Genomic DNA, 24,911 nt, shown 5'->3' with positions numbered 1-24,911 from the left:
CCGGGAGGGATGCGGGGCCTTCCGCATGTCCGGGGGCGGGAGGTGAGGGGGACCGTGGCGGCGGGGCTGGGGGCCCAGCGGCGCCGTCAGCCGTGCCAGGGGTCGAGGGTGCCGGTGCCGCTCTCGGCGGCGGCCATGACGCGGCGGAGCAGGTCGTTGAGGGTGGCTCGTTCCTCGGGGCTGAGGACGCCCAGCAGGCGGTACTCCTCGTGGCCGAGGACGTCCCGCGCGCCGAGCCAGGTCGCGCGGCCGGCCCGGGTGAGTTCGACGACCACGCGGTGGCGGTCGGCGGCGGCCGGGGTACGGCGGACGAAGCCGCGTTTCTCCAGGGCGTCGAGGCGGCCGGCGACCGAGGCGGGAGCGAGATCGAGGTCCTGGGCGAGGTCGGAGGGGGCGGCGGTGCCGCCGCGCCCGGCGAGCCTGTGGAGGGTGTCGAACTCGTGGCGTTCCAGCCCGAAGTCGAGCAGGGACTGCTCGCGCACCCGGCGGAGGTGGACGGACAGCTTCTTCATCCGGGTGACCGCGCCCTCGACGACCGGGTCGAGCTCGGGCAGTACGGCCTGCCAGCGGGCGACGTGACCGTCGGTCCAGTCCGGTGCGTCCGCGCGCGGTGTCCCGGTCGGTTCCCCGATCGGTGCCATGGGCCGATCGTCACGTCTGCGGCGGGTTTCGGCAACGCGGCCGGGTGACCGAGCCGGGGGGCGAACCAGGGACCGGACCGGGTGGCCCGGCCGGCCCGCCTGCTCGCGAAGGGCCGAACGGGTGGAGCGGACGAGGCTGCCGGGGGGTGAGGCCGGTACGAGGGTAGGCGGCGAGGGTCAGGCGGCGAGGAAGTCGCGGAGCAGGCGGGCCGTCTCCTCCGGCCGCTCCAGCGCGGGCAGGTGGCCGGCCCAGTCGAGGGTGACGCGGCGGGCGGCGGGGATGAGGGCCGCGTAACGGTCGCCGATCGCGGTGAAGTCGGGGACGTCCTTGGCGCCGGTGGCGACGAGGACGGGGAGGTCGAGCGCGGCAAGGTCCTTGTCGGTGACCTCGACGTCGACGGAGTCGAACTCGTCGGGCGCGGGCAGCGTGAGTTCGAAGACGCGGGTCTGCATCCGCCGCACCAGGTCACGGGCGGCGGCATCGGCGTCCGGGCCGAGCCAGAGGTCGACGTTGAGCTCGGCCGCGGCGGCGATGTCGCCGTCGACGAGCAGCTCCCACTCGCGCGCGTTGAACTCCCGTAGCCGCGCGCTGGGTTCGTGCTCGTGGGCGGCGGAGCAGAGCAGCGCGAGGGCGGTGGTGCGGCCGGGGTGTCGTACGGCGAACTCCAGGGCCACCTTGCCGCCGAAGGAGGAGCCGACGAGGGCGGCGCGCTCGATGCCGAGGTGGTCGAGCAGCTCGCGCAGGTCGTCGGCGTGGACGTGGGGCGCGTCGATCGGCGTCTCGCCGAACCCCCGTAGGTCGCATCGCACCACCCGGTGCCCGGCCTCGGCGAGGGCGTGGAACTGCCCGTCCCACATGCGCCGGTCACAGACGCCGGAGTGGATCAGCAGGACGGTGGAGGGGCCGTCGCCGGCCACGTCGTAAGCAAGTGTCATGCGCCTGACCCTATGGGTCCGAACTTCCAGCGACCAGCGGTTTCCTGATGGCCCGACATCCCGACTTGAACGCGTTCAAGGAGAGGTCTACAGTCACTCCCGTCAGCTTTGAACACGTTCAAGGGAGCGTGGGGCATGGACCTCACCGTCGTCACCTACATCGCCTATCTGCTCGTCAGCGTCGGGCTCACCGTCTGGGTCGCCCGTACCCTCAGCCGCAACGGCCGGGTCTTCCTCTCCGACGTCCTGAGCGGGAACGAGAAGCTCGCCGACGCCGTGAACCATCTGCTCGTCGTCGGCTTCTACCTCGTCAACCTCGGCTTCGTCGCCCTCTACCTGAGCGAGGACCACGGCGTCTTCGACGTCCGGGGGATCCTGGAGGCGCTGTCGGTCAAGCTCGGTGTCGTCCTGCTCGTCCTCGGCGTGATGCACCTCGGCAACTTCTACGTCCTCAACAAGATGCGCCGCCGGGGCACGACGCCGCCCGGCCAGGCACCGCTGCCCGGCGGTCTCCCCGGGATGCCGGGCCCGTTCCTGCCGCCGGCCGCCGGCGGACCGGGACAGCCGCACCCGTTCACCCCGCCGACGGCCCAGGCCTGAGGCCCCGCGATCCGGCCCCGCGACGCGGCCCCGCCCTCGACTCCCCTGACCGGAGGACGGTGCGGGGCGCCGCTCGCGGGCCGACTAGGCTCCATCCCGTGAACGACGCGAGGGCTAAGAAGGACGACCGGCACGGCACGACGCCGGGCGCCGAACCGGCAACCGGGCGGGAGGCCGCGCCGGACGCCAAGCCCGCCGCCAAGGCGCCGAAGAGCGAGCAGACCCGGGCGCTCATCCTGGAGACCGCCATGCGGCTCTTCCAGGAGCGCGGCTACGAGAAGACGACCATGCGGGCCATCGCGAAAGATGCCGGGGTCTCGGTAGGGAACGCCTACTACTACTTCGACTCGAAGGCGTCCCTGATCACCGGCTTCTACGACGGCATGAGCCACGTACACGCGCAGGTGTCGAGCGAACGCCTGCACGGGGTCAAGGACTTCGGGGAGCGCCTGGAGATCGCCACCGCGGCCTGGGTGGACTGCGCGCGGCCGTACCACCAGTTCGCGGGCCAGTTCTTCAGCACGGCGGCGGACCCGGAGAGCCCGCTGAACCCGTTCTCGGACGAGTCCCACCCGGCCCGCGCCGAAGCGGTCCAGATCTACCGCGACGTGCTCAAGGGCTCGGACGTGGGCCGGAAGCTGGACGCGGAGCTGGCCGAGCTCCTGCCGGACCTCCTGTGGCTCTTCCTCATGGGCGTCGTCCTGTACTGGGTGTTCGACCGCTCCGAGGACACCGAACGCACCCGCGCCTTCATCCACAAGTGCACGCCCATGGTCGCCCGCGTCGTGCGCCTGTCCCGGTTCAAGGTGGTCCGCCCCCTGGTCCGGGACGCCGTGTCGCTGATGGAGGAGTTCGTCATTCCGAAGGTCCGCAGCACCGTGGACAAGTAGTCGCCGAGCAGCCGCCGAGCAATCGCCAAGTAGTCGCCAAGGAGGGGTCGAGTAACGGAGAACGCCCCGCACGGCCGCCGGGGAAGGCGGGCCGTACGGGGCGGAGGCACCGGGACCGGCACCGGCACCGGAACCGGAACCGGGGAATCGTCCGGGTCTAGATCCAGCCGAGTTCCCACAGGCGCCAGATGCCCGTGCCGTCGGTCAGGTACTGCGAGCCCGCGACGGCCTCCGTGGACAGCACGAAGTCCTTCTTCTGCCACAGCGGCACCAGCGGTACGTCCTTGGCGACCTCGGTCTGGAAGGCCTTGAAGTGGGCTGTGGCCTCCTGCCGGTCGCTGTACTGCTGGGTCTCGGCGACGAGCGAGTCGATCGTCGCGCTGGAGTACCCGTTGTGCATGGTGTTGTCGGTGCCGACGAGCGGGCCCGCGAAGTTGTCGGAGTCGGGGAAGTCGGGAAGCCAGCCGACCGTGTACGCGTCGAACGCCCCCTTCGCGTACTCCTTCTGGAACTCCGTCCACACCACCGGCTTCACCTCGACCTCGAACAGCCCGCTCTCCTCCAGCTGCTTCTTCAGCTCGGCGGCCTCGGCGGCGTAGGTGGCGTCCTTGCGGTGGCCGAGGGTGAAGCGCACGGGCGTGGTGATGCCGGCCTCGCGCAGCAGCCGGGTCGCCTTGGCGACGTCGGGCTCGGGGTCGGTGTCGTAGAACGCGGTGCTGTGACCGTTGAAGCCCTGCGGGATGATCGAGTACAGCGGCTCGACGGTCCCCTTGTACGGGCCGGTCGCGATGGCCGGGCGGTCGACGAGCGCGGCGATGGCCTGCCGTACGGCCTTCTCCGTCATGACCGAGCCGGAGCGCACGTTGAAGTAGAGATTGCGCGTCTCGGCGCTGGCCGCCTCGGTGACGCGAGTGCCCGACTGCGTCTCGTCGCCCAGCTTGTTGAGGAAGTCCGGCGGCATCTGCCGGTGCGTCACGTCGACTTGGCCGGCCTTCCAGGCGGCGGCGAGCTCGGCGGACTCCTTGAAGTACTTCACCTCGACCGGGTGGCCGGCGCGGGTGACGGCGCCCCGGTAGTGGGGGTTCGGTTCGAGCGTGGCCGTCCGGCCGGGGTGGTACTCCTTCAGGAGGTACGGCCCTGAGCCGTCCACCGTCCCGCCCGTGCGCAGCGACTTGGCCGGGTAGGTGCTGTGGTCGACGATCGAGCCGGCGCCGGTGGCGAGCTTCAGCGGGAAGGTGGCGTCCCGGCCCCGGAGGTGGAACGTGACCTTCCGGCCCTCGGAGACGACGCTCTTGAGCGTCGGGAAGAGCGACGAGGGACCGACGTCCGACTTGATGGCGAGGATCCGCTCGAAGGAGAAGCGGACGTCCTCGCCGGTGACCTTCCGGCCGTTGGAGAAGGTGAGGTCGTCGCGGAGCGTGCACTCGTACGTGGTGAGCCCCGTGCCGTTGAACCGGCAGGACTCGGCGGCGTCCGGCACCGGGGTCGGGATGCCCGGCTTGAAGGTCAGCAGCGACTGGTAGATGTTGCTGTACATGGCCCAGGAGCCGACGTCGTAGGCGCCGGCCGGGTCGAGCGCGGTGACCTCGTCCGTCGTGCCGATGGCGATCGGGTCGGCCCGAACCTCGTCGGAGGGCAGCAGCTGCCAGCCGCCGACCCCGGCGGCCACCAGGACTCCACAAGTGATCAAGACGCGCAGACGGACCGTCGACCGCATGAGACGTGTTTCCTTTTGTCGTACCCACCCCGCTGCCGCGACGGCTCCCTGCCCCTGCCTTGCCCCTGCCGCGGTGGCGTCATCTCATCACACGGTTTTCACAAGTGGAAGAGTCAATTCTCTTTGGGCGCGCATATGTCCAGGGATAGGGGATTTCAGCGGACTGAGCGGCACGTATCCGGCGGGCATATTCCGTCTTCAGCCGTACGGGGCGGCCCATTTGGGACCGCCCCGTACGGGGGTATCGCGGTACGACGCCCCGTTGCGGGGGTTTCCTCACGCCTGCCGGGAAGCCAGCTCGACGACCGTGATGTCCGACGGCGCGCCGACCCGCACGGGCGGGCCCCAGGCCCCGGCGCCGCGCGACACGTACAGCTGGGTGTCGCCGTAGCGTTCGAGCCCGGCGACGGTCGGGTTGGCGAGTTCGGCGATCAGGTTGCCGGGCCACAGCTGGCCGCCGTGGGTGTGGCCGGAGAGCTGGAGATCGACGCCGTGGCGGACGGCGTCGTCGATGACGATCGGCTGGTGCGCGAGGAGGACGGCCGTACGGGCCGGGTCGCGGTCGCCGAGCGCCTTGTCGAAGTCGGGCCCCTGGCCCTGGCTCTTGCCCGCGACGTCGTCCACGCCGGCGAGGTCGAATCCGGCGCCGATCTCCACGCGCGCGTTGCGCAGCGGACGCAGACCCAGTTCGCGGACGTGATCGACCCAGGCGTCGGCGCCCGAGAAGTACTCGTGGTTGCCGGTCACGAAGTACGTGCCGTCGCGGGCAGTCAGCCGGGCGAGCGGTTCGGCGGCGGGGCCGAGATCGGCCACGGAGCCGTCGACCAGGTCGCCGACGACGGCGACGAGGTCGGGCTGGGTGGCGTTGATCGTGTCGACGATCCGCTGGGTGTGGGCCCGGCCCAGGATCGGGCCGAGGTGGATGTCCGAGACGACGGCGATCCGGTAGCCGTGCGCGGCGCGCGGCAGCTTCGCCAGCGGCACCGTCACCCGCTTCACGCGCGGGCCGCGCAGCACGCCGTACGTCCCGTAGCCGACGGTCCCGGCGGCGACGGCGACGGCGGAGGTGGTGACGAGCCGGTTGACGAAGAGGCGGCGGGAGAGGGCGGGGGTGTCGGGGGCCGGTTCCGTGGTGGCTGTCGGCTCGGGGGCCGTTACTTCAGGGGCCGGCGGCTCGGGGGCCGGTTCCGCGGCCGGGCCGGTGGCGGTCCGGGCGGTGGGGGCGGTGGCGGACGGGGCGGTGGCAGCGGGGGCAGCGGCCGGGACGAGGGCCGGGGCCACCGCCTCTCCGGCTCCCTCGGCTCCCTCGGCTCCCCCGGCGGCCTTACGGGCGAGGGCGCGGCGCAGCAGGGGTCGCAGCGGTTCGGTGACCGCCAGCGCGAGTGTCACGTACAGCAGCAGCGCGAGCCACAGGAACCCGGGCCAGGCGAAGATCTGCTCCACGACGAACGGCGCGCCGCCGCGCCCGGAGACCAGCGCCCCGAGGGAGGTCAGGGGCAGCGCGATCAGGACGGCGGTGCCCGCCCGGCGGGCGGCGGTACGGGGCCGCGTCAGATCGCGCACCAGGCGCCGCCACACGTACCAGTGGACCGCCCCCAGCAGTCCCAGCACCACGACCAGTACCAGCAGGAACATCACGATCACGTTCCGCCCACCCCTCTGCGTTCTTCCGTCGACGACACCATGGCCGCCCCCTGCCGTGGCAGCGCCGGGCGGCGGGGGCGAGACCCCGCCGCCCGGCTCCGGCGGGGCGGTCCGATACGGGCAGGGAACGTCCCGCGCACCCCGAAGGACTCCCGGCACATGGTGCCTCCGGGGAGGGCCGTGGTGTGGGCTCCTCCGCTTCCTAGTCCCGGAGGGCTCCCGCGCCGACCTGCTCGACTTCCTCCATGAGAAGCCGCAGTGTCAGCGAGTGCTTCTCGGACGGCAGTGCATCGAGCGCCGATCGGGCGTAGGCGACTCCGCCGCGCACGTCCCCGGAACGGGCGAGCATAAGGCCCCGGTGCATCTCCAGATGCGTTGCGAAGCGGGGAAGTTCGGCGGGTAGCTCCTTGTTTGCCGCGTCCTGTGCGGCTACCGCCGCGGACTCGTCCCCGAGCCTGGCGGCGAGCAGCGAGACGAACACGTTGAGCCGCCACCACGGCACCGCGTAGTCACTGGTCTGCTCGTACGATCCGGCCCGGTCGAACACCCGCCGCCCGTCGTCCATGAGCCTGCGCGCCGTGTCGGCGTCGCCCCGGATGGCTGCCGCGTGCGCTTTACCGAAGATGGCGTTCAACAGCCCGAGGGACGGCCGGTCGCTGATCGCCATCGCTTGATCGGCCAGAACGTCAGCGACGCCGAGGGACGCCCCCTCGTACCCCAGCGCGATGGCGGCCCGACCCCGGACCCAGACCCGCGCGTCGTCGTCGCCGGACTCGTCCGCTGCCTGCGCTGCCATCCGGTACCAGTGCACGGCCTTCGCCCCGTCCGAACCCGGGAACGTCTTCGCGTACAGGGTCATGAGCCGGGAGGCCGCCGACCAGAGCCGCGGATTCTCCAACTGCTGCTGCACTACAACGAGTTCGCCACTCACGCGCCGTTGGATGTCGGCAGCGCCAAGACTCATGTACTCCGTGCCGTAGGTGGCCAGCTTCGCCTCCCACGCATCCACAGACGGGCCACCTTGAAGCCGGGCCGCGAACCCCAGGCTGAGCAGATCCGAGGCGACTGCGGGCGCTATCACTGCCCCGGCGGCATCGGTCAGGAACGTACGACGCTTCACTTCACCCTCTAGAACGGCTAGGGGCACGTCCAGGACGGCCGACAGGCACCGGAGGTAGAAGGGCCCCGGCACCACCTTGGAACGCTCCCAACGACTGACGTACTCCCGATCAAGGTTGGTGCCGAAGGCAGCGTTGATTTCCGACGCTAGTCGGCCCTGGCTCCATCCGCGAGTCTTGCGGAGATCCGTGATCAGCACCCCGATCGTCATGCCGCCATCTTGCCTCCAGGGGTGCCACTTGACCGACAGATAGGGCGATTCGAACAGCGAATGCCCCTAGGTATGCCACTAGTTGGCTCGCCGGGTCGGCCAGATCATCGACGCACTACGCAAGAGAGGGCAGGGCACTTGACTGGACAGAGCCACGAAACGGTCGCGCCCCTGGGGAGCAGCTGTCCCGACTGCGGCTTGAGCTTTACTCCCAGCCAGCGGGCGCAGCGATTCGACATCGAGCGTCAGTCCGGGGTACCCGCGCACGTCTACCGACATGTGGCGTGCCCCAGGCGGGAGGCCCGTTCGTGAGTGCCCCTGCCTCTGGGCGGCTGTTTGTCGAGCTGTCCGACGACCCACGGCCGGTAGACCTTCGGATACTCGCGCGGGCCGAGCGATGTCACGCCGAGTGGTGCCCGGTGTGTCGGAGTGGGCAGATCTGCGCGCTGGGCGTCCGCATCGCCGTCACACAGGCTGCGGCAGCCGAGAGGAAGGCCGAGGGAACATGACGACGGTGTTCCAGTTCGCCGCGCACACGATCGCGGCGGCTTCGGAGAGCGAAGCGACCATGGCGGCCCACTGCCTGACGCCCGGGTGCGGATGGACGTTGGCACCCTCCACCGACTTCGACGCCGCCAGCGACGCGATCATGACCCACACGGGCCTGAACGCCACGCACACCGCCTTCGCCCGCGAGTGGACGGACGTGGCGGTCGTACGCCGGCTCGACACCTGACCGGACTCCGGCTCGGCGCGAGGTGGGTCTCTCCTGTCGAGTCGGCCCCGCCCCGCCCATTCCTCGCTTTGTCCGAGCCGGGGAGTGGGCGGGGCACCAGAGCCCCGGTCCGGTGGCTTCGTGATGGTCTCCACCGGACCGGTCCGACCCGGTACGGCCCCGCACTGGGGAGTTCAGGTCGTACCGGGTCCCTGTGTCCTGTGACACACAGGCGGGGACCTTACTTTTTGCTCGCCCGGACGCCCCGGAGGCCGATGACGCCGATGGCCGTTCCGAGGATGAAGGACGTGATCGCGAGCAGCAGGTGGACCCAGAAGTACGCGGTCGGGTCGCCCGCGTCGTCGAAGGCGAGGCCGCTCCCGTCCTTCCACAAGTTCTTCGCGAAGGTCACCCAGATCACCCAGGACCAGACGCCGAACGCGAGCAGGAACCAGGAGACGCGGCGGCTGAGCTTCATGAGGTGTCCTTCGGAGTGGGGTGGCCGTGCCCTGCCAGTATCGAACGAGGCCGGGGCGATCTTGCGGCAGGGTCCGCCTGGAAGTGACACCCGCGACGCCGGGCCCCTGCCCTGACACCGGGCCGTGGCATCGGGCCGTACCGCCGCCCCCTGGCACCGGCCCGTACCACCGCCCCCTGGCACCGGCCCGCACCACCGCCCCGGGCCGCCTGGCCGAATTCACCCGTTCACCGCGCCCGACCCGGATCCCGGGCGGGCTGATTGTCGTCCTTGTATGTGCGGACGGCCGCCCCGGCCTGCCGCCTTCTTCACCGACGACGGCAGGAATCGGGATGCGCGCGACATCAGCCACCAGGGATACGAGTGGACGAGCCTGGACGAACCGGGCCGCGTGGTCGGGATCGGCGTTCCGGAGATGTACGTTCTCGATCGTGCTGGTATCGAAGATGACCGCGAAGGTCGCATTGACGGTCGGTGTCGCCGCCTCCCTCCTCCCCTTCCTCGCCGCTACCCCCGCGTACGCGGACGGCAAGGACAAGGGACCGGAGCAGCCGAAGCCCCCCGCGATGATGTCGAAGGTGGGCGGCGAGGTGCTGTCCCGCCCCGGCGCCCAGGTGCAGTTGCTGCCGGGTGCGCCGGTGCTGCCCAAGGACGTGAGCGGGCGGTCGTGGATCGTGGCGGACGCCGAGAGCGGTCAGGTGCTCGCCGCCAACAACGCGCACTGGCGGCTGGCCCCCGCGTCGACCCTGAAGATGCTGTTCGCGGACACGCTGCTGCCGAAGTTCGCCCCGACGGAGAACCACACCGTCACCCTGGCCGACCTGGCCGGCGTGGGCGAGGGCTCCAGCCTGGTCGGCATCAAGGAGAACCAGACCTACAGCGTCCAGGACCTGTGGCTGGGGGTCTTCCTGCGCTCCGGGAACGACGCCGTGCACGTGCTGTCCGCCATGAACGGCGGGGTGGACCAGACCGTCCAGCAGATGCAGGCACACGCCGTCGAACTCCAGGCTCTGGACACCACGGTCAAGTCGCCGGACGGCTACGACCAGAGCGGCCAGCTGTCCTCCGCGTACGACCTGACCCTCATCGCCCGCAGCGGCATGCAGAAGCCCGACTTCCGCAAGTACGCCGCCACCGCCCGCACACAGTTCCCGGGCGAGCAGAAGAAGGGCGAGAAGAAGCGCGCGACCTTCGAGATCCAGAACACCAACCGGCTGCTGACCGGTGACCTCGACGTGGCACCGTACCCGGGCATCGCCGGGGTGAAGAACGGCAACACCACGCACGCGGGGGCGACCTTCACGGGCGTCGCGGAGCGCGACGGGCGGAAGCTGCTCGTCACCGTCATGAACCCGTCGTCGAAGGAGAGCCACGCCGTCTACAAGGAGGCCGCGCGGCTGCTCGACTGGGGCTTCGCGGCCTACGGGAAGGTGACGCCGGTCGGCGAGCTGGTGCCGCCGGCGTCGGCCGTGGTGAAGGAGGGCACGGGCAAGGGAGCGTCCTCGAACGGGACGGGCGGCACGGCGGCGCAGCAGGCCGCCGCGGCCGCCGCCGAGGATTCGGGCGGGGGCGCCGGCATCGCGCTGGGCGTGGTGGGCGGTGCGCTCGTGCTGATCGCGGGCGGCGCGTTCCTGGTCAACCGGCGGTGGCCGGCGGCGAGTCAGGCCCGGCGTTCCCGGGCCGCTTCCCCGGCCGGTCCCCCGGCCGATTCGCGCTCTTCCCGTTCCGCTCGTTCGTCTCAGTCCTCCCGGACGGCTCCTCCGGCCGACGAGGACGTGAATCCCTGACGGCGGACCGCGCCGCCCTGTCGCCCCCGGTCGCCGTCCAGGCGGCGCAGAACAGCAGCAGTTTCGCCATGAAGTTGATCCACAGCAGCAGGGCGACGGGCACGCCGAAGGCCCCGTACATGGACTTCGCCGCGACGCCCTTCATATAGCCGCCGAGCAGCAGCTTCAGGAGCTCGAAGCCGACCGAGCCGATCAGCGCCGCGACGACCAGGTCGCGGCGCCTCGGCTCGACGCCGGGCAGCAGGGTCAGGACGTACGTCAGGATCAGGAAGTCGGCGATTATCGCCACCAGGATCGCGGCCCCTTCGAGGAGCAGCCCGCCCGCGCCGCGGTGCGAGATCCCGAGCCGGCCGGCGGTCCAGCCGACGGCGGTGGCGCCGAGCCAGGACGCGGCGAGCGAGCCGAGCAGCACGCCGCCGAGGCCGAGCAGCACGATCGCGTCCTTGCCCTTGCGGACGAACGGATTGCCCTCGTCGACCCCGTCGAGTTCCCAGACGGCCCGCAGACAGTCGCGCATGGACCCGATCCAGCCGATGCCCATGAAAAGCAGCACACCACCGGCGACGAGGCCGACCGCGCCCGCGTTGGCGACGAGTCCGGCGATGTCGAGCTGTTCGGAGATGCCCGGCACCTGATCGGTGATCTTCTTCTCGATCGAGGCCAGCCCCTCCGGGCTCAGCAGCGCGGCCCCGACGGCGGCCCCGACCGTGATCAAGGGGAAGAGGGCCAGGAAGCTGAGGAAGGTGATGGCGGCGGCGAGCCGGCTCCAGTGGACGGCGTCGAGGCGTTCGTACGCGCGCCACGCATGGGTCCGCATCAGCCGTACGACCCAGGGGCCGACGACGGGGAGCTTGGTCAGCCAGTCCATCGCGTACGCGTCTCTTCCTCGGGGACGGGATCCGGAGCACCGGCATCCGGGCCTCCCAGAATCGCAGATGGCGTACGACTGCCCGGGGCGTGCCCGGTTCTGACGCCGTGTCGGCCGACGGGGGGCTGGGACGCGGGGTGTCGGGCGCGGCGGGCCGCTTTCCCGACCTTCGTTTCATCACCCATTTCGACGAACCGCCCGCCAATCACCGCATAAGCGACACTCCCGGCTATACGGTCACCCCCATGGCAGCCGAGACCGCCGTCGCGCCCGCGCTCACACCCGTCCCCGCGTCCGTCCCTGTTCCCGTCCCTGTTCCCGTCGCGTCCGTTCCCGTTCCGGTCCCGGTCCCGCTCGTGGACGGCTCCCAGGACGGTGCTGCGGACAGCGCCCCGGGGGATGGCACCGGCCCCGGCCCCGACGCCGACTTCGAGATCCTCATCGGGCGGGGCCGCACCGCCCCCAGCCTCGCCTACGTGCTCCGCCCCCGGACGTACGAGGAGACCGCCTCGGCCGTCCTGTCGTACGGCCACGGCACGCGCGGGGCGATCGCCCGCGGTCTCGGCCGCGCCCACGGGGACGCCGCCCAGAACGCCGGCGGCACGGTCCTCGATCTGACCCGGCTCGCCCGGATCCGCGCCGTCGACGCGGTCGCCGGGGTCGTCGTCTGCGACGCGGGCACCGGCCTGTACCGGCTGGCGCGGGCGGTGCTGCCGCTCGGCTGGTGTGTGCCGGTAGCTCCCGCCACCCGCCATGTCACGGTCGGCGGCGCCGTCGCCGCCGACGTCCACGGTGCGAACCACCCCGACTCCGGCACCTTCTCCCGGCACGTCGTCTCCTTCGACCTGCTCACCGCCGACGGGCAGACGCACACGGTCGTCCCCGGCATGCCGCTCTTCGACGCCACCGCCGGTGGCCTGGGCCTGACCGGTGTGATCCTCTCCGTCACGCTGCGGCTGCTGCCCGTCGAGACGGCCCTGGTGACCGTGGCCACCGAGCGTGCCGGCGGCTTCGACGACCTGCTGGCCCGGTTCACCGCCCCCGGCCCCGGGCACCGTTACACCGCCGCCCGGGTCGACCTCCTCGCGCGCGGGGCGGCGACCGGCCGCGCCGTCCTCGCCCGGGCCGACCACACTCCGCGCGAGGCCCTGCCCGCGCGCGCCCGCCGCACGCCGCTCGCCACCCTTCGGCAGGGACCCGAAGGGCTGCTGGGACTGCCGGGACTGCCAGGGCTGCCAGGGCTGCCAGGGCTGCCAGGGCTGAGCGTCGCCACTCTGATCGACGATGTCCGTGCTCGCGCTACGCGCGCGGGGTCGGACGGGTCGGCAGGGGCGACGGGCCGGTTCCGGTCGCTCACCGCGTTCCTCCACCCCCGCGACGGCTTCCCGCACGTCAGGCGGGGCGGCTTCGTGCGGTACGAGTTCGCCGTCGGGTACGGCCAGGAGGAGACGCTGCGCCGGGTGGTGGGGCGGATCGCGGCGCGCGGCTGCGCGAGGTCCCCGGGCGTACTGAAACGGTTCGGCGAGACCGGGCCCGGCCTGCTGTCGTTCCCCCTGCCCGGCTGGACGCTCGCCGTCGACCTCCCCGCGTCCTCCCCCGGTCTCGGCTGCTTCCTCGACACGCTGGACGAGGAGATCGCGGCGGCCGGCGGCCGGGTCCGGCTCTCGGAGGACGCACGGCTGCGTCCCGACCTCGTGGAGTCGATGTATCCGGGGCTCGGCGCCTTCCGCGACTTGCGCGCCGCGCTCGACCCGGGCGCGGTCTTCGTCTCCGACCTCGCCCGCCGTCTCGGCCTCTGAGCCCGCCCCCGGCCCTGATCACCGCCCCCTGCCTCCGACCTCCGCTGCCTCCGACCTCCACCCACCTGCCTCCCCCGTCCGTCTTCGGCCGTCCGTCTCTTCGGCGGCCATCCGCCAGGAGCGTGAACGCCATGAAGGACGCCTTCGGCGCACCCCAGTCCCTGCTCGTCCTCGGCGGCACCTCCGCGATCGGTCTGGCCACCGCCCGCCGGCTGATCGCCCGCCGCACCCGTACGGTGTGGCTGGCCGGCCGCCCCTCCCCCGCCCTCACCGACGCCGCCGACTCGCTGCGCGCGCTCGGCGCCGACGTCCACACCGTGTCCTTCGACGCCCTGGACCCCGAGTCCCACGCGGAACGGCTCGGCAAGGTCTTCACCGAGGGTGACATCGACATGGTGCTGCTGGCCTTCGGCATCCCCGGCGACCAGGCGCGCGACGAGTCCGACCCGCTCGCCGCCGTCCGGGTCGCGCAGACCAACTACACGGGCGCCGTCTCGGCCGGCCTGGTCTGCGCGCAGGCGCTCCAGGCGCAGGGGCACGGCGCGCTGGTGGTGCTGTCGTCGGTGGCCGGCGAGCGGGCCCGGCGGGCCGACTTCATCTACGGCTCCTCCAAGGCCGGCCTGGACGCCTTCGCGCAGGGCCTGGGGGACGCGCTGTACGGCACGGGCGTGCACGTGATGGTCGTACGCCCTGGAGCCGTCCGTACACCGCACGCAGCGGCCGGAGCAGGGCGGCCGGGGGAATCAGGGGGCGCTGGGGACACGGGGCACGACTCGGCGGACACCGTGCTGGCGACCACCCCGGAGGCGGTCGCGACGGCGATCGAGCTGGGTCTGCGGCGCCGCTCGGAGATGGTGTGGGTGCCGGGAGCGCTGCGGGCCGTGATGACGGCGGTACGGCATATGCCACGCCCGCTGTTCCGACGCCTGCCGGTGTGACGGCGGGATAGCTGAGAAGGAACGGCCTGGAACGGCATATGCCCCGATGATCAGCCGGCCGTACTCACGGGACCGGCCGCACCATGATCAGCACATCGTGCGGGGCGCGTCGACCGGGCTGCCGCCCTGCGCCGGGACGGCGGTGATCGCGCGCCCGCTGCCGAACTCGTAGTCGTACAGCTTCCGCCACACCGCGTCCGCGCCCTGCTCGTACAGCGCGAAGGAACGGCAGGTCCACGCCGCCTCGTACCCGGACAGTTCCGCGAAGGCGCGGTCCATCGCCTCCTCGGCGATGGCGTGGGCGACGGTGACGTGCGGGTGGTACGGGAACTGCAGCTCGCGCGGCACGGGCCCGGCCTCGTCCCGGATCCGCTGCTGGAGCAGGTCGCAGTCGCCGGCCCCTTCCGCGAGCCGCACATAGACGACCGGGGACACCGGACGGAACGTGCCGGTGCCCTCCAGGCGCATGCCGAACGGGTCGCTGAGCGCCGCGACGCCGCCCAGGTGCGCCTCGATCGCGGGCAGCAGGCCGGTGTCCACCTCGGTGGGCGGGAGCAGGGTGACGTGGGTGGGAATGCCGTACGCGGCGGGATCCCCGAAGCCCGCGCGCCGCTCCTGGAGCAGGCTGCCGTGAGGCTCCGGGACCGCGATCGAAACGCCGAGCGTTACGGTCCCCACGTCGTTCTCCTCGCTCCTCGGTAGTCCGTCGTACGTCGTCCGCCGTCGCGCCGCCGCGTCGCCGTATCGTCGCGTCGTCGCGCCTTCCGCCGTCCATTGTCCGCCGTCCCTCGTCCGCCTGCGGACGGTTCGGGTCCGGGCGGTGCGATCGGGTGAGGCGATCGGGCGGCACGGCCGACGGATCGGATCGGATCGGATCCGGCGGGTCCGGATCCGGGCGGTGCGGTCAGTCGCCAGTGTGCGTCCTGCACCGCCCTCCTGGCCAGGGTCCTTGGACTCCAGGCCGCCGGTGACGCGCCGGGCACCGCCGACGGGCCGGGACCCGTCTCGCCGGGGCCCGGCCCGTTACCGGTCCGCCGCTCAGTGGCGGGCGGGCAGGAAGCCGATCTCGTCGTACGTCCGCGCCAGGGTCTCGGCGGCGACGGTCCGCGCCTTCTCCGCGCCCTTGGCCAGGATCTTGTCCAACGTCTCCGGGTCGTCCAGGTATTCCTGGGTACGGGTCCGGAACGGCGTGACGAAGTCCACCATGACCTCGGCCAGGTCGGTCTTCAGGGCGCCGTACATCTTGCCCTCGTAGCTCTTCTCCAGGTCGGCGATCGACGTGTCGGTGAGCACGGACATGATGGTGAGCAGGTTGGAGACGCCGGCCTTCTCCACCGGGTCGTAACGGATCACCGTGTCGGTGTCGGTGACCGCGCTCTTGACCTTCTTCGCGGTGGCCTTCGGGTCGTCGAGCAGGTTGATCAGACCCTTGGGGCTGGAGGCCGACTTGCTCATCTTGATCGTCGGGTCCTGCAGGTCGTAGATCTTCGCGGTCTCCTTGAGGATGTACGCCTCGGGGATCGTGAAGGTGTCGCCGAAGCGCGTGTTGAAGCGCTCGGCGATGTCGCGCGTCAGCTCGATGTGCTGGCGCTGGTCCTCGCCGACCGGGACCTGGTTCGCCTGGTAGAGCAGGATGTCCGCGACCTGGAGGACCGGGTACGTGAACAGACCGACGGTGGTGCGGTCGGCGCCGTGCCGGGCGGACTTGTCCTTGAACTGGGTCATGCGGGAGGCCTCGCCGAAGCCGGTGAGGCAGTTCATGACCCAGGCCAGCTGGGCGTGCTCGGCCACGTGGCTCTGGACGAAGAGGGTGCAGCGGTCCGGGTCGACGCCGGCGGCGAGCAGCTGGGCGGTGGCGAGCCGGGTATTGGCGCGCAGCTCGGCGGGGTCCTGCGGAACCGTGATCGCGTGCAGGTCCACCACCATGTAGAAGGCGTCGTGGGACTCCTGCAGCGCGACCCACTGACGTACCGCACCGAGGTAGTTGCCGAGGTGGAACGAGCCTGCGGTGGGCTGGATTCCGGAGAGCACACGGAGACGTTCAGAGGCCATGCCTCTCATTGTCTCAGGTACGCACCCCGCCTCCGGACGCGGGAGCGGGGGCGGGATCGGGGGTGGGAGCGGGCGCGGGAGCGGGCCCGGAAGCGACCCCCGGGCCGACGCGCACGGAAGCGTACGGACCCGGGTCCCCCGTACCCACCGCCCCCGGATCTCCCCCGCGACGCGACGCCCAGGTTTCTTCGTCCCGCGACCGAGCGACGATAAGAACGGGGTGCCACAACCCGCCCCTGGCTTCACGACGAACGGAGACCCCGTGTCGAGGACGCAAGACGAGCTCGCCGCCGCCGACGCGCACAGCGCGCACAACTACCACCCCCTGCCCGTGGTCGTCGCCTCCGCCGAGGGCGCCTGGATGACCGATGTCGAGGGGCGCCGGTTCCTCGACATGCTCGCCGGGTACTCGGCGCTCAACTTCGGGCACGGCAATCGCCGGCTGCTCGACGCGGCGAAGGCGCAGCTGGAGCGGGTGACGCTGACGTCGCGCGCGTTCCAGCACGACCGGTTCGCGGAGTTCTGCGGGCAGCTCGCCGAGCTGTGCGGCAAGGAGATGGTGCTGCCCATGAACACGGGCGCGGAGGCGGTGGAGACCGCCGTGAAGACCGCCCGCAAGTGGGGGTACGAGGTGAAGGGCGTGCCGGACGGGCACGCGAAGATCGTGGTGGCGGCCAACAACTTCCACGGCCGGACGACGACGATCGTCAGCTTCTCGACGGACCACGAGGCCCGTGACCACTACGGTCCGTACACGCCGGGCTTCGAGATCGTGCCGTACGGGGACCTGACCGCGATGGAGACGGCGGTCACGGAGAACACGGTCGCCGTGCTGATCGAGCCGATCCAGGGCGAGGCCGGGGTGCTGGTGCCGCCGGACGGGTATCTGCGCGGGGTGCGGGAGCTCACCGCCCGGCGGAACGTGCTGTTCATGGCGGACGAGATCCAGTCGGGTCTGGGCCGTACGGGGCGGACGTTCGCGTGCGAGCACGAGGGTGTGGTGCCGGACGTGTACATCCTGGGCAAGGCGCTGGGCGGCGGGGTGGTGCCGGTGTCGGCGGTGGTCGCGGACCGCGACGTGCTCGGGGTGTTCCGGCCCGGCGAGCACGGGTCGACGTTCGGCGGCAATCCGCTGGCCTGCGCGGTGGGCCTGGAGGTGGTCGCGATGCTGCGGACGGGCGAGTACCAGCAGCGGGCGACGGAGCTGGGCGAGCATCTGCACGCGGAGCTGGCGACGCTGCTGGGCGCCGGGACCGTGGAGGCGGTGCGCGGGCGCGGGCTGTGGGCGGGGATCGACATCGCGCCGTCGCACGGCACCGGCCGGGAGATCTCGGAGCGGCTGATGGAGCGGGGCGTGCTGGTGAAGGACACGCACGGGTCGACGATCCGGATCGCGCCGCCGCTGGTGATCTCCAAGGAGGACCTGGACTGGGGGCTCGAACAGCTGCGGGCGGTGCTCTCCGAGGACGGCTGACCGGGGTACGGGGAGGGGGGCGGCCCGCACCCCCTCCCCGTACGGCCGGTACGCCCCGTACGGCTCAGAGGATGACGTGCGGGATGAAGCGCGCGTACCCGTCCGTGATCGGTCCCGACGACTCCCGGATGCCGAGCCCCGCCGCCTCGTCGCCGACGGTCCACGCGCCGAGCACGACCCGGTTGCCGTCGAAGTCGGGCAGCGGGGACAGCGCCTGGTAGCAGCAGGGTTCGGTGCGTACGGGCGGGACGCCGCCCGGCCCCGGGGCCGGCTCCGGCTCCCGCTCCGGCTCCGGCTCCGGCTCGTGCAGGGTGACGCCCTCGCCCTCGCGGCCGAGCAGCGGCTTCGCCGCCCATCCCGTCGTCGTGGCGAGTTCGCGCGGGCCGTCGAGGTAGGCGGGGAGCAGGTTCGGGTGGCCGGGGTGCAGCTCCCAGAGGATCGCGAGGAGCGCCTTGTTGGAGAGCAGCATCTTCCACGCCGGTTCGATCCAGCAGGTGCTGCCGGTGCCGCCGCCGTTGTCGAGGGTGTCGAGGACGTGCGGGCCGAAGGTGTCCGTGGTCAGCCATTCCCACGGGTAGAGCTTGAAGCAGGCGCGGATGTAGCGGAGCCGTTCGTCGACGAACCGTCCGCTGATCCGGTCCCAGCCGATCCGCTCGACCGACAGCGCCTCGGTGTGGAGGCCGGCCTGCTGGGCGGTCTCGCGCAGGTACGCCACGGTCATCAGGTCCTCGCCGAGTTCGTCGGCGTCGGAGTGGGCGAAGTGGACGGGGCTGCCGGGCGGCAGCAGATGGGCCTGGCGGCGCCAGGCGTCGACGAGCCGTTCGTGGAGGGAGTTCCACTGGTCGGCGCCGGGGAACCGCTCCTCCATCCAAAACCACTGCGGGCTCGCGGCCTCCACCAGGGAGGTGGGGGTGTCGGCGTTGTACTCCAGCATCTTGGCCGGGCCCGTACCGTCGTAACAGAGGTCGAACCGACCGTAGAGGGTGGGCAGTTCGGCCCTGCGGCGCCAGGACTCGGCGACCCGGGCGACAACCCTGGGGTCGGTGATGCCGAGGTCGGCGAAACGGTCCTGCTCGACGATGTGCGCCGCCGCGCCCAGGCACATGGCGTGCAGTTCCTCGACGACCTCCTCCAGCGCCTCCACCTCGGGCAGGCTGAAGGAGTAGTAGGCGCTCTCGTCCCAGTAGGGGCGCAGGGAGCCGTCGGGGTGGCGGGTCAGGGGGTAGATCAGGCCCTGCTCCTCGACCGTGCGCTGCCAGTCGGGGCGGGGCTCGATGGTGTGGCGCCGCATGCGAGGTCAGCCGCCGGACGAGGAGGAGTGACCGCCGAAACCGCCCCTGGATACGGACGACTTGTCGAAACCGCCGCCACTGACCGAGCCGCCTCGGACCGAGCCGCCGTAGTAGTAGCGGCCGCTGCTGCTTGAGCCGCTGGAGCTGCTGCCCTTGCCGTCGTGGCACTTGTAGTCGGGGAGTTCCTTGTACGTCACGGGGTCGACGCACCGCTGGTCGGGCTCCGAGCCGCATGCCGTGAGTGTCGCGGCGAGCATGCCCACCCCGCCGAGTACCACCGCGCTGGACCTCAGTCTGCGCATGATGTTCCGCCCCCTCCCCGTCGCGTGGTCGCGAGCGCACAGTGTAGGCCGGGGGCGAACCGCCGCCCATGCCCGGGGCGGACGGTCCGGGTCCCGGTCCCGCCGGCGGGGTGACGGGCGCTCAGCGCGGGTCCATGCTCCCCCGGAGAGCCGTATGTGGGAGGTCCGTACGCCGGAAGGCCGCACGGTACGCGGCGGGGCGGCGGCCGGTGTGCCGGGCGAAGAGGGCGGCGAAGGTGCCCGGGTCGCGGTAGCCGACCGCCGCCGCGACGGCCGCGACGGTGCGGTCGGTGGTCTCCAGGAGGTGACGGGCGCGGCGGACCCGCGCGGCCTGGAGATGGGCGAGCGGGCTGTGCCCGGTCTCGTCCGCGAAGCGCCGGAGCAGGGTCCGGGTGCTCACCCCGAAGGCGGCGGCCAGCGCCGCGAGGTCGTACCGGGCGGCGAGATCCTGGTCGAGCCGGCGCATGACCCGCTGCGCGAACGCGTTGCCGGGCCGGGGCAGCAGCCCGGGATCGACGTACGGGGTCTGGGAGTCGCGCGCGTCGTCGACGAGCGCGACCCGGGCGGTCGTACGGGCCACCCGGGCGCCGCTGTGCCGCCGGATCAGGTCGAGCGCGAAGTCGTACATGGCGCTGAAGGCTGCGGTCGTCGTCACCCCGGCGTCGGTGACGACGAGTTCCTCGGCGCGGACGTCGGCCTCCGGGCAGCGGCGGGCCAGTTCGTCGGCGAACAGCCAGGCCGTGGTGGCACGGCGGTGGCGCAGCAGTCCGGCCTCGGCGAGCAGAAAGGCGCCGACGCATATGCCGACCACCGCCGTGCCCGCTTCGGCATATGCCCGGATGGCGGCCGTCTCGGGGGCGAGGGAGGCGAGCCGTTCGTCCAGGTCTAGGGCGTGTTTCGAAAGTAGCTCCGTCCGCCCGGAGGGCGGGGCCTGCGGCGTCTGGTGCGTGCGATCGCAAGGCGGAGGATCATCCTCGTACTGGGCGTACTTGGATGACTCCGACAACGCAGCGAGCGGGCGTGCCAGGGGTCGCGGGCCAGGAGGGACTTTCGAAACACGCCCTAGGCCCGTCCGGAGCGCGAAGCCCGGGACGACGAGGATGTCGATGTTGGGGCGCAGCGGGGTCACGTCCAGGGCCGTGTCCCCCGAGGCGAGAACGCGGCGGCGGGGCGAGAGGACCGTGACCCGGTAGCCGGGGGCGTCGGGGCCGGCGATGTGCGCGGCCATCGTGAGCAGGTCGGGCACGCCGAAGACCTCGGAGGCGAAGCAGCCCGGATAGGCCAGGACCCCGATCCGCAGGGCGTCCGTTCCCGTGCCGGGCTCGGTTCGGTCGGCTCGGTCGGCTCGGTCGACCCCTCCGGCGTCCCCGGCACCCCCGGTGTTCTCCGCCCCGGTCCACGGCCGCTCTTCCATGGCGTCTCCCCCTGTACCCCTGCCCGTGGCCCGCACCCCGCCCGCCCCCACGGTGTGGCGAGATTACCCCTGAGCCTGGCGGTCCGGCCTCTCCTGCGGCCCGGCGGCACCGGTCCACGCTGGTCCCCATGAACACCGACCCGAAGCCCGTTTCCCGCACGGTCCCGCCCTCTCCTTCCCCGTCCCCTTCCGGTCCCGCCTCCGCTTCCCGAGCCGGCCCCGGCCCAGACCCCGGCCCCCACCCCCTGGACGACCCGATCGACGACTTCACCCGCCGTCTCGTCGACATCGACGGGGTGGTGAAGAAGGTGTACGTGGCGGGCGCCGGGCCGGCCGTCGTCGTGATGCCGGAGATGCCCGGCATCAGCCCGGACGTACTGCGCCTCGCGCGGTGGGTACGGGACGCGGGCTTCACCGTGTACGTGCCGTCCCTCTTCGGGAAGGACGGCGCGTGGCCCACCGCCGAGGGCGGCAGGGAGGTCATCCGACGGGCCTGCGTCAGCGCCGAGTTCCGCGCCTTCGGGGGCGGCGGCAGCAGCCCCGTGGCGTCCTGGCTGCGCGGGCTCGCCCGGCAGGCGCACACCGAGTGCGGCGGACCGGGGGTCGGGGCGATCGGGCTGTGCTTCACCGGCAACTTCGCGCTCACCATGGCCCTCGATCCGGCGGTCGTCGCCTCCGTCGTCAACCATCCGTCGCTGCCGCTGGACGATCCCGGCGGGCTGGAACTCGGCGCGGAGGACGCGCGGGCCCTGCGCGAGCGGGCCGCGCGCAGTGGCCTCACCGTCCTCTCGTACCGCTTCGAGGGCGACCGCTGGTGCACGGGGCAGCGGTTCGCCGCCTACCGGGCGCTGCTCGGCGACGCCTTCGACGGGCGGGTGCTGCCGGGCAGTGCGGCGAACCCGGCGCCGTCGCCGTTCTTCGCCGAGGTGGTCGACAGCCCGCACAGCGTCGTCACCGCGCACCTCGTCGACGAGGCGGGCCACCCCACGGTGCGGGCCAGGGACGAGATCCTGGCCTATCTGACCGGGCGGCTGCTCACGGCGTCCTGACGCTCCCGACGCCCGGGCCTCCCGGGCCTCCCGCCGTCCCGATCCCTGAAGCCCCGCCTCCGCCCTCACCCCGCCCTCGCCCCGCCCTCACGGCAGCACCCGGCACAGCGTCTCCAGCGCGCCCGACCAGGCGCTGTCCGGCGGGGTGCCGTAGCCGACGACGATCCCGTCGGGCAGCGGGGCCGCGTCCGGGTGCCGGAAGCGGTCGACGCCGAGCAGGGCGAGACCCTGGTCGGCGGCGGCACGCAGGGTGGACTCCTCGGTGCCCGGCGGGAGTTCGAGGACGACATGGAGCCCGGCCGCGATGCCGCTCACGCGCAGGGCGGGCGCGTGCGCGGCGACCGCCGCGACCAGTTGGTCGCGGCGGTCGCCGGTAGCGCAGCCGCATGGCCCGGACATGACGGTCATACGCGCCCGAGGCGAGGAACTCCGCGAACGTGAGCTGATCGGTCGCGGCGGACACCCAGTCGATCTCCCCCTTCGCCGCCGCCACTTCGCCGGCCAGATCGCCGGGGAGCATCATCCAGGCGAGCCGCAGGCCCGGCGCGAGGGACTTGCTGGCGGTGCCGAAGTAGACGACCCGCTCGGGGTCGAGCCCCTGGAGGGCTCCGACGGTCTGCCGGTCGTACCGGAACTCCCCGTCGTAGTCGTCCTCCAGGATCAGCCCGCCTGCGGCCCGCGCCCAGTCGACCGCCGCCGCCCGCCGCGCCGGGGCGAGCGCGCCGCCGAGCGGGAATTGGTGCGCCGGGGTCATCAGGACCGCGCCGACTCCGCCCATCTGGCCCAATTCCTCGGTACGGGTGCCCTGTTCGTCGAGACCGAGAGCCGGGGTGCGCAGGCCCTGGCGGGCCAGCAGGTCCCGGTGGACGCGCAGACCGAACGACTCGACGCCCACCGCCCGTACCCCGCGATCCCGCAACACCCGCCCCACCAGCTGGAGTCCGTGCACGAACCCCGAGCAGACGACGATCCGGTCCGGGTCCGCGTGCACGCCCCGGGCCCGGGCCAGGTACTCGGCGAGCGCGGTGCGCAGTTCGATCCGGCCGCGCGGATCGCCGTACCCGAAAGCGTCGTTGGGCGCGGCGGTCAGCGCCTTGCGGGCGGCCTTGAGCCAGTCGGCGCGCGGGAAGGAGGCGACGTCGGGACGGCCGGCCTGGAGGTCGTAGAGGGGTGTGCCGGGCGCGGGCCGCAGGGGCGGCCGAGGGCGGGGGTAACCGGCGGCCCGGGGAGGCGGATCCGCCCTCGGCCCCGGGCGCGGTTCGGAGCGCGGGGCCACCCGGGTCCCGGAGCCCTGCCGGGCGGTGAGCCAGCCCTCGGCGGTGAGTTCGGCGTAGGAGTCGGCGACGGTGTTGCGGGCCATGCCCAGATCGGCGGCGAGGGAACGTGAGGACGGCAGCCGGGTGCCGGCCGTCAGCCGGCCACTGCGCACCGCCTCCCGGAGCGCGTCCATGAGCGCCTTGCGCCGGCCGCGCCCGGTGAGGTCGAGATGGAGGTCGGCGCCGAAAGTGGCCCACTCGTTTGCCATGGAAATGGACCATACCGGGGTGCCTTCCGCACCCTACGGTGGTCGGCATGACGACCACCGCACCACACTCCTCCCACGGGGCCGACGAAGCCCAAGGAGCCCGTAAGGCCCAGGGAGTCCAGGGATCCCCGGAGTCCCAGGAGGCCCGCGAGGCCCAGGGGGCCGAACAGGCCGGGTACGCACCGGAGGAGCCGGCCCGGCTCGCGTTCATCAAGCTGCACCCCGGCTTCTACCAGGCCATGCGGAGCCTGGAAGCGGCCGCGTCGGAGCACGTCGACCCCGCCCTGTACGACCTGATCAAACTGCGCGCCTCACAGATCAACCACTGCGCCTTCTGCGTGGACAAGCACTCCAAGGACGCGCTGGCGGCCGGCCAGAGCGTGGAACGCCTCGTCCAGTTGTCCGCCTGGCGCGAGTCGCGGCACTTCTACACCGCACGCGAACTGGCCGCCCTCGCGCTGACCGAGGCCGTCACCGTCCTCACCGACGGATTCGTGCCCGACGCGGTGTACGAGGAGGCCGCCCGGCACTTCGACGACACCGAACTGGCGCATGTCATCGGCGCGATCACCGCCATCAACGCGTGGAACCGGATCGCCGTGACGTCCCGCATGGTGCCGGGCCACTACCACCCCGGCGGGGCCAAGCGGTGAGCCCGAACAGCACGGCCGGCCCAGACAGTTCCGGCGGTACGGACAACGCGACCGGGGCGGCGGTGCTCCGGGCCCTGCACCACGGGCGGCCCGCCGACCGCCCGCTGGTCCTCCCGGGACCATGGGACGCGGCCTCGGCGCGTGTCTTCGAGGAGGCCGGCTTCCCGGCCATGGCGACGCCGAGCGCGGGGGTCGCGGCGTCGCTGGGCCACGAGGACGGGCGGACGCCCGCGGCCGAGATGTTCGCGGCGGTGGCACGGATCGCCCGCGCTGTGTCCGTACCGGTCTCGGCCGATGTCGAGGCCGGGTACGGCCTGCCGGCGAAGGAGCTGGTCGAACGGGTCCTGCGCACCGGCGCGGTCGGGGTGAACCTGGAGGACACCGCCCCCGGGCGGGTGCTGCGCGATCCGCGCGAGCAGGCCGACTGGCTCGCGGCGGTACGGGAGGCGGCCGGCCCGGCCCTCGTGATCAACGCGCGCGTGGACACGTACCTCCACGGCGGCACCGTCGCCGACGCCGCCGCCCGCGCGCGGCTGTACACGGCGGCGGGCGCGGACTGCGTCTACCCGATCGAGGCCCCGGCCGGCGATCTGCCCCGGCTGCGCGCGGCGGGGGTCGAGGGGCCGCTCAACGCCCTCGCGGTGCCCGGCGGTCCGTCGTTCGCCGAGCTGGGGCGGCTGGGCGCGACCCGGATCACCTTCGGCCCGATCCTGCTGCACCGCGCCCTGACCGGCCTCGGGGAACTGGCCCGGGAACTGGCGGCGGACGCGGGCGCGGGTACGGACGCGGGTACGGACGCGGTGTAGC

21 protein-coding genes and 2 pseudogenes are annotated in these 24,911 nt (G+C 72.4%); 10 read left to right on the top strand and 13 right to left on the bottom strand.

Features of this window, described 5'->3' with window-relative positions:
* Positions 1 to 86: 86 nt before the first annotated feature.
* A complete protein-coding gene (locus ABZ990_RS05865; RefSeq protein ID WP_361225875.1) occupies positions 87 to 641 on the bottom strand; it encodes a MarR family transcriptional regulator in 555 nt (184 codons plus the stop codon).
* 177 nt (positions 642 to 818) lie between these two features.
* The gene (locus tag ABZ990_RS05860; protein ID WP_361225872.1) at positions 819 to 1,577 is read right to left on the bottom strand and encodes an alpha/beta hydrolase; all 759 of its coding nucleotides are present in this window, start codon (positions 1,575 to 1,577) and stop codon (positions 819 to 821) included.
* 135 nt (positions 1,578 to 1,712) lie between these two features.
* On the opposite strand from ABZ990_RS05860, the gene ABZ990_RS05855 reads away from it, so the two are divergent.
* Positions 1,713 to 2,177, top strand: a complete 465-nt coding sequence (locus tag ABZ990_RS05855; protein WP_361225869.1) for a hypothetical protein — start codon at positions 1,713 to 1,715, stop codon at positions 2,175 to 2,177.
* A 98-nt stretch (positions 2,178 to 2,275) separates the two neighbouring features.
* A complete protein-coding gene (locus tag ABZ990_RS05850) occupies positions 2,276 to 3,067 on the top strand; it encodes a TetR family transcriptional regulator (protein ID WP_361225866.1) in 792 nt (263 codons plus the stop codon).
* Positions 3,068 to 3,224: 157 nt separating this feature from the next.
* Here ABZ990_RS05850 and ABZ990_RS05845 read toward each other — a convergent pair whose 3' ends face one another.
* The 3 genes from ABZ990_RS05845 to ABZ990_RS05835 form a co-directional block, all read right to left on the bottom strand.
* On the bottom strand, positions 3,225 to 4,784 hold the full coding sequence (locus tag ABZ990_RS05845; RefSeq protein ID WP_361225864.1) for an ABC transporter substrate-binding protein: 1,560 nt from the start codon (positions 4,782 to 4,784) through the stop codon (positions 3,225 to 3,227).
* Between the two features lie 276 nt (positions 4,785 to 5,060).
* Complete coding sequence (locus ABZ990_RS05840; protein ID WP_361226376.1) at positions 5,061 to 6,419, bottom strand: metallophosphoesterase; 1,359 nt, start codon at positions 6,417 to 6,419, stop codon at positions 5,061 to 5,063.
* A 211-nt stretch (positions 6,420 to 6,630) separates the two neighbouring features.
* Positions 6,631 to 7,758 (bottom strand): helix-turn-helix transcriptional regulator, encoded by a 1,128-nt coding sequence (locus ABZ990_RS05835; protein ID WP_361225861.1) that lies wholly within the window; start codon positions 7,756 to 7,758, stop codon positions 6,631 to 6,633.
* A gap of 505 nt (positions 7,759 to 8,263) precedes the next feature.
* Here ABZ990_RS05835 and ABZ990_RS05830 point away from each other — a divergent pair.
* Positions 8,264 to 8,494 (top strand): hypothetical protein, encoded by a 231-nt coding sequence (locus tag ABZ990_RS05830; RefSeq protein ID WP_361225858.1) that lies wholly within the window; start codon positions 8,264 to 8,266, stop codon positions 8,492 to 8,494.
* Between the two features lie 220 nt (positions 8,495 to 8,714).
* Here ABZ990_RS05830 and ABZ990_RS05825 read toward each other — a convergent pair whose 3' ends face one another.
* The gene (locus ABZ990_RS05825; protein WP_361225855.1) at positions 8,715 to 8,951 is read right to left on the bottom strand and encodes a hypothetical protein; all 237 of its coding nucleotides are present in this window, start codon (positions 8,949 to 8,951) and stop codon (positions 8,715 to 8,717) included.
* Positions 8,952 to 9,397: 446 nt separating this feature from the next.
* On the opposite strand from ABZ990_RS05825, the pseudogene ABZ990_RS05820 reads away from it, so the two are divergent.
* Positions 9,398 to 10,603: pseudogene (locus ABZ990_RS05820) on the top strand (D-alanyl-D-alanine carboxypeptidase); the annotation flags it as partial.
* On the opposite strand, the gene ABZ990_RS05815 reads toward ABZ990_RS05820, so the two are convergent.
* Positions 10,587 to 11,606 (bottom strand): YihY/virulence factor BrkB family protein, encoded by a 1,020-nt coding sequence (locus tag ABZ990_RS05815; RefSeq protein ID WP_361225852.1) that lies wholly within the window; start codon positions 11,604 to 11,606, stop codon positions 10,587 to 10,589. The pseudogene ABZ990_RS05820 and the gene ABZ990_RS05815 overlap by 17 nt on opposite strands.
* 245 nt (positions 11,607 to 11,851) lie before the next feature.
* Between ABZ990_RS05815 and ABZ990_RS05810 the strand changes: the two genes are divergently transcribed.
* Both ABZ990_RS05810 and ABZ990_RS05805 read left to right on the top strand, forming a co-directional pair.
* Complete coding sequence (locus tag ABZ990_RS05810) at positions 11,852 to 13,405, top strand: FAD-binding oxidoreductase (protein ID WP_361225849.1); 1,554 nt, start codon at positions 11,852 to 11,854, stop codon at positions 13,403 to 13,405.
* Between the two features lie 131 nt (positions 13,406 to 13,536).
* On the top strand, positions 13,537 to 14,343 hold the full coding sequence (locus ABZ990_RS05805; RefSeq protein ID WP_361226373.1) for a decaprenylphospho-beta-D-erythro-pentofuranosid-2-ulose 2-reductase: 807 nt from the start codon (positions 13,537 to 13,539) through the stop codon (positions 14,341 to 14,343).
* Positions 14,344 to 14,430: 87 nt separating this feature from the next.
* Here ABZ990_RS05805 and ABZ990_RS05800 read toward each other — a convergent pair whose 3' ends face one another.
* Both ABZ990_RS05800 and trpS read right to left on the bottom strand, forming a co-directional pair.
* Complete coding sequence (locus ABZ990_RS05800; protein ID WP_361225846.1) at positions 14,431 to 15,021, bottom strand: 2'-5' RNA ligase family protein; 591 nt, start codon at positions 15,019 to 15,021, stop codon at positions 14,431 to 14,433.
* Between the two features lie 360 nt (positions 15,022 to 15,381).
* Complete coding sequence (gene trpS, locus ABZ990_RS05795; RefSeq protein WP_361225843.1) at positions 15,382 to 16,395, bottom strand: tryptophan--tRNA ligase; 1,014 nt, start codon at positions 16,393 to 16,395, stop codon at positions 15,382 to 15,384.
* Positions 16,396 to 16,657: 262 nt separating this feature from the next.
* Here trpS and rocD point away from each other — a divergent pair, with 262 nt between their 5' ends.
* Positions 16,658 to 17,869, top strand: coding sequence for an ornithine--oxo-acid transaminase (rocD, locus tag ABZ990_RS05790; RefSeq protein ID WP_361225840.1), 1,212 nt, complete (start codon positions 16,658 to 16,660; stop codon positions 17,867 to 17,869).
* Positions 17,870 to 17,933: 64 nt separating this feature from the next.
* Here rocD and ABZ990_RS05785 read toward each other — a convergent pair whose 3' ends face one another.
* The 3 genes from ABZ990_RS05785 to ABZ990_RS05775 all read right to left on the bottom strand — a co-directional run bounded on the left by ABZ990_RS05785 (position 17,934) and on the right by ABZ990_RS05775 (position 20,877).
* Positions 17,934 to 19,160: a glutathionylspermidine synthase family protein gene (locus ABZ990_RS05785; protein WP_361225837.1), complete on the bottom strand. Its 1,227-nt coding sequence runs from the start codon at positions 19,158 to 19,160 to the stop codon at positions 17,934 to 17,936.
* Positions 19,161 to 19,166: 6 nt separating this feature from the next.
* A complete protein-coding gene (locus ABZ990_RS05780) occupies positions 19,167 to 19,463 on the bottom strand; it encodes a hypothetical protein (RefSeq protein WP_361225834.1) in 297 nt (98 codons plus the stop codon).
* A 121-nt stretch (positions 19,464 to 19,584) separates the two neighbouring features.
* Complete coding sequence (locus tag ABZ990_RS05775; RefSeq protein ID WP_361225831.1) at positions 19,585 to 20,877, bottom strand: helix-turn-helix domain-containing protein; 1,293 nt, start codon at positions 20,875 to 20,877, stop codon at positions 19,585 to 19,587.
* Positions 20,878 to 21,005: 128 nt separating this feature from the next.
* Here ABZ990_RS05775 and ABZ990_RS05770 point away from each other — a divergent pair, with 128 nt between their 5' ends.
* Positions 21,006 to 21,926, top strand: coding sequence for a dienelactone hydrolase family protein (locus ABZ990_RS05770; RefSeq protein ID WP_361225828.1), 921 nt, complete (start codon positions 21,006 to 21,008; stop codon positions 21,924 to 21,926).
* 87 nt (positions 21,927 to 22,013) lie between these two features.
* On the opposite strand, the pseudogene ABZ990_RS05765 reads toward ABZ990_RS05770, so the two are convergent.
* Positions 22,014 to 23,451, bottom strand: a pseudogene (locus tag ABZ990_RS05765) (PLP-dependent aminotransferase family protein).
* Between the two features lie 47 nt (positions 23,452 to 23,498).
* On the opposite strand from ABZ990_RS05765, the gene ABZ990_RS05760 reads away from it, so the two are divergent.
* Together ABZ990_RS05760 and ABZ990_RS05755 are read left to right on the top strand one after the other, a co-directional pair.
* Positions 23,499 to 24,104: a carboxymuconolactone decarboxylase family protein gene (locus ABZ990_RS05760; protein WP_361225825.1), complete on the top strand. Its 606-nt coding sequence runs from the start codon at positions 23,499 to 23,501 to the stop codon at positions 24,102 to 24,104.
* Between the two features lie 62 nt (positions 24,105 to 24,166).
* Positions 24,167 to 24,910: an isocitrate lyase/phosphoenolpyruvate mutase family protein gene (locus ABZ990_RS05755; protein WP_361226370.1), complete on the top strand. Its 744-nt coding sequence runs from the start codon at positions 24,167 to 24,169 to the stop codon at positions 24,908 to 24,910.
* Position 24,911 lies beyond the last annotated feature (1 nt).

The sequence above is a fragment of the Streptomyces sp. NPDC046203 genome (assembly GCF_040646255.1).
Classification (GTDB): Bacteria; Actinomycetota; Actinomycetes; order Streptomycetales; family Streptomycetaceae; genus Streptomyces.
The sequence above is the reverse complement of the archived record's forward strand: the minus strand, read 5'-3'. Positions and strand labels throughout refer to the sequence as shown.

Excerpts from the sequence above, each read along its gene's own strand:
- ABZ990_RS05810 (WP_361225849.1), top strand. The coding sequence starts at position 11,852 with ATGGCAGCCGAGACCGCCGTCGCGCCCGCGCTCACACCCGTCCCCGCG.
- ABZ990_RS05855 (WP_361225869.1), top strand. The coding sequence starts at position 1,713 with ATGGACCTCACCGTCGTCACCTACATCGCCTATCTGCTCGTCAGCGTC.
- ABZ990_RS05805 (WP_361226373.1), top strand. The coding sequence starts at position 13,537 with ATGAAGGACGCCTTCGGCGCACCCCAGTCCCTGCTCGTCCTCGGCGGC.
- ABZ990_RS05815 (WP_361225852.1), bottom strand. The coding sequence starts at position 11,606 with ATGGACTGGCTGACCAAGCTCCCCGTCGTCGGCCCCTGGGTCGTACGG.
- ABZ990_RS05830 (WP_361225858.1), top strand. The coding sequence starts at position 8,264 with ATGACGACGGTGTTCCAGTTCGCCGCGCACACGATCGCGGCGGCTTCG.
- ABZ990_RS05825 (WP_361225855.1), bottom strand. The coding sequence starts at position 8,951 with ATGAAGCTCAGCCGCCGCGTCTCCTGGTTCCTGCTCGCGTTCGGCGTC.
- ABZ990_RS05785 (WP_361225837.1), bottom strand. The coding sequence starts at position 19,160 with ATGCGGCGCCACACCATCGAGCCCCGCCCCGACTGGCAGCGCACGGTC.
- ABZ990_RS05845 (WP_361225864.1), bottom strand. The coding sequence starts at position 4,784 with ATGCGGTCGACGGTCCGTCTGCGCGTCTTGATCACTTGTGGAGTCCTG.
- trpS (WP_361225843.1), bottom strand. The coding sequence starts at position 16,395 with ATGGCCTCTGAACGTCTCCGTGTGCTCTCCGGAATCCAGCCCACCGCA.
- ABZ990_RS05865 (WP_361225875.1), bottom strand. The coding sequence starts at position 641 with ATGGCACCGATCGGGGAACCGACCGGGACACCGCGCGCGGACGCACCG.
- ABZ990_RS05760 (WP_361225825.1), top strand. The coding sequence starts at position 23,499 with ATGACGACCACCGCACCACACTCCTCCCACGGGGCCGACGAAGCCCAA.
- ABZ990_RS05840 (WP_361226376.1), bottom strand. The coding sequence starts at position 6,419 with ATGTTCCTGCTGGTACTGGTCGTGGTGCTGGGACTGCTGGGGGCGGTC.
- ABZ990_RS05770 (WP_361225828.1), top strand. The coding sequence starts at position 21,006 with ATGAACACCGACCCGAAGCCCGTTTCCCGCACGGTCCCGCCCTCTCCT.
- ABZ990_RS05780 (WP_361225834.1), bottom strand. The coding sequence starts at position 19,463 with ATGCGCAGACTGAGGTCCAGCGCGGTGGTACTCGGCGGGGTGGGCATG.
- ABZ990_RS05835 (WP_361225861.1), bottom strand. The coding sequence starts at position 7,758 with ATGACGATCGGGGTGCTGATCACGGATCTCCGCAAGACTCGCGGATGG.
- ABZ990_RS05775 (WP_361225831.1), bottom strand. The coding sequence starts at position 20,877 with ATGGAAGAGCGGCCGTGGACCGGGGCGGAGAACACCGGGGGTGCCGGG.
- ABZ990_RS05860 (WP_361225872.1), bottom strand. The coding sequence starts at position 1,577 with ATGACACTTGCTTACGACGTGGCCGGCGACGGCCCCTCCACCGTCCTG.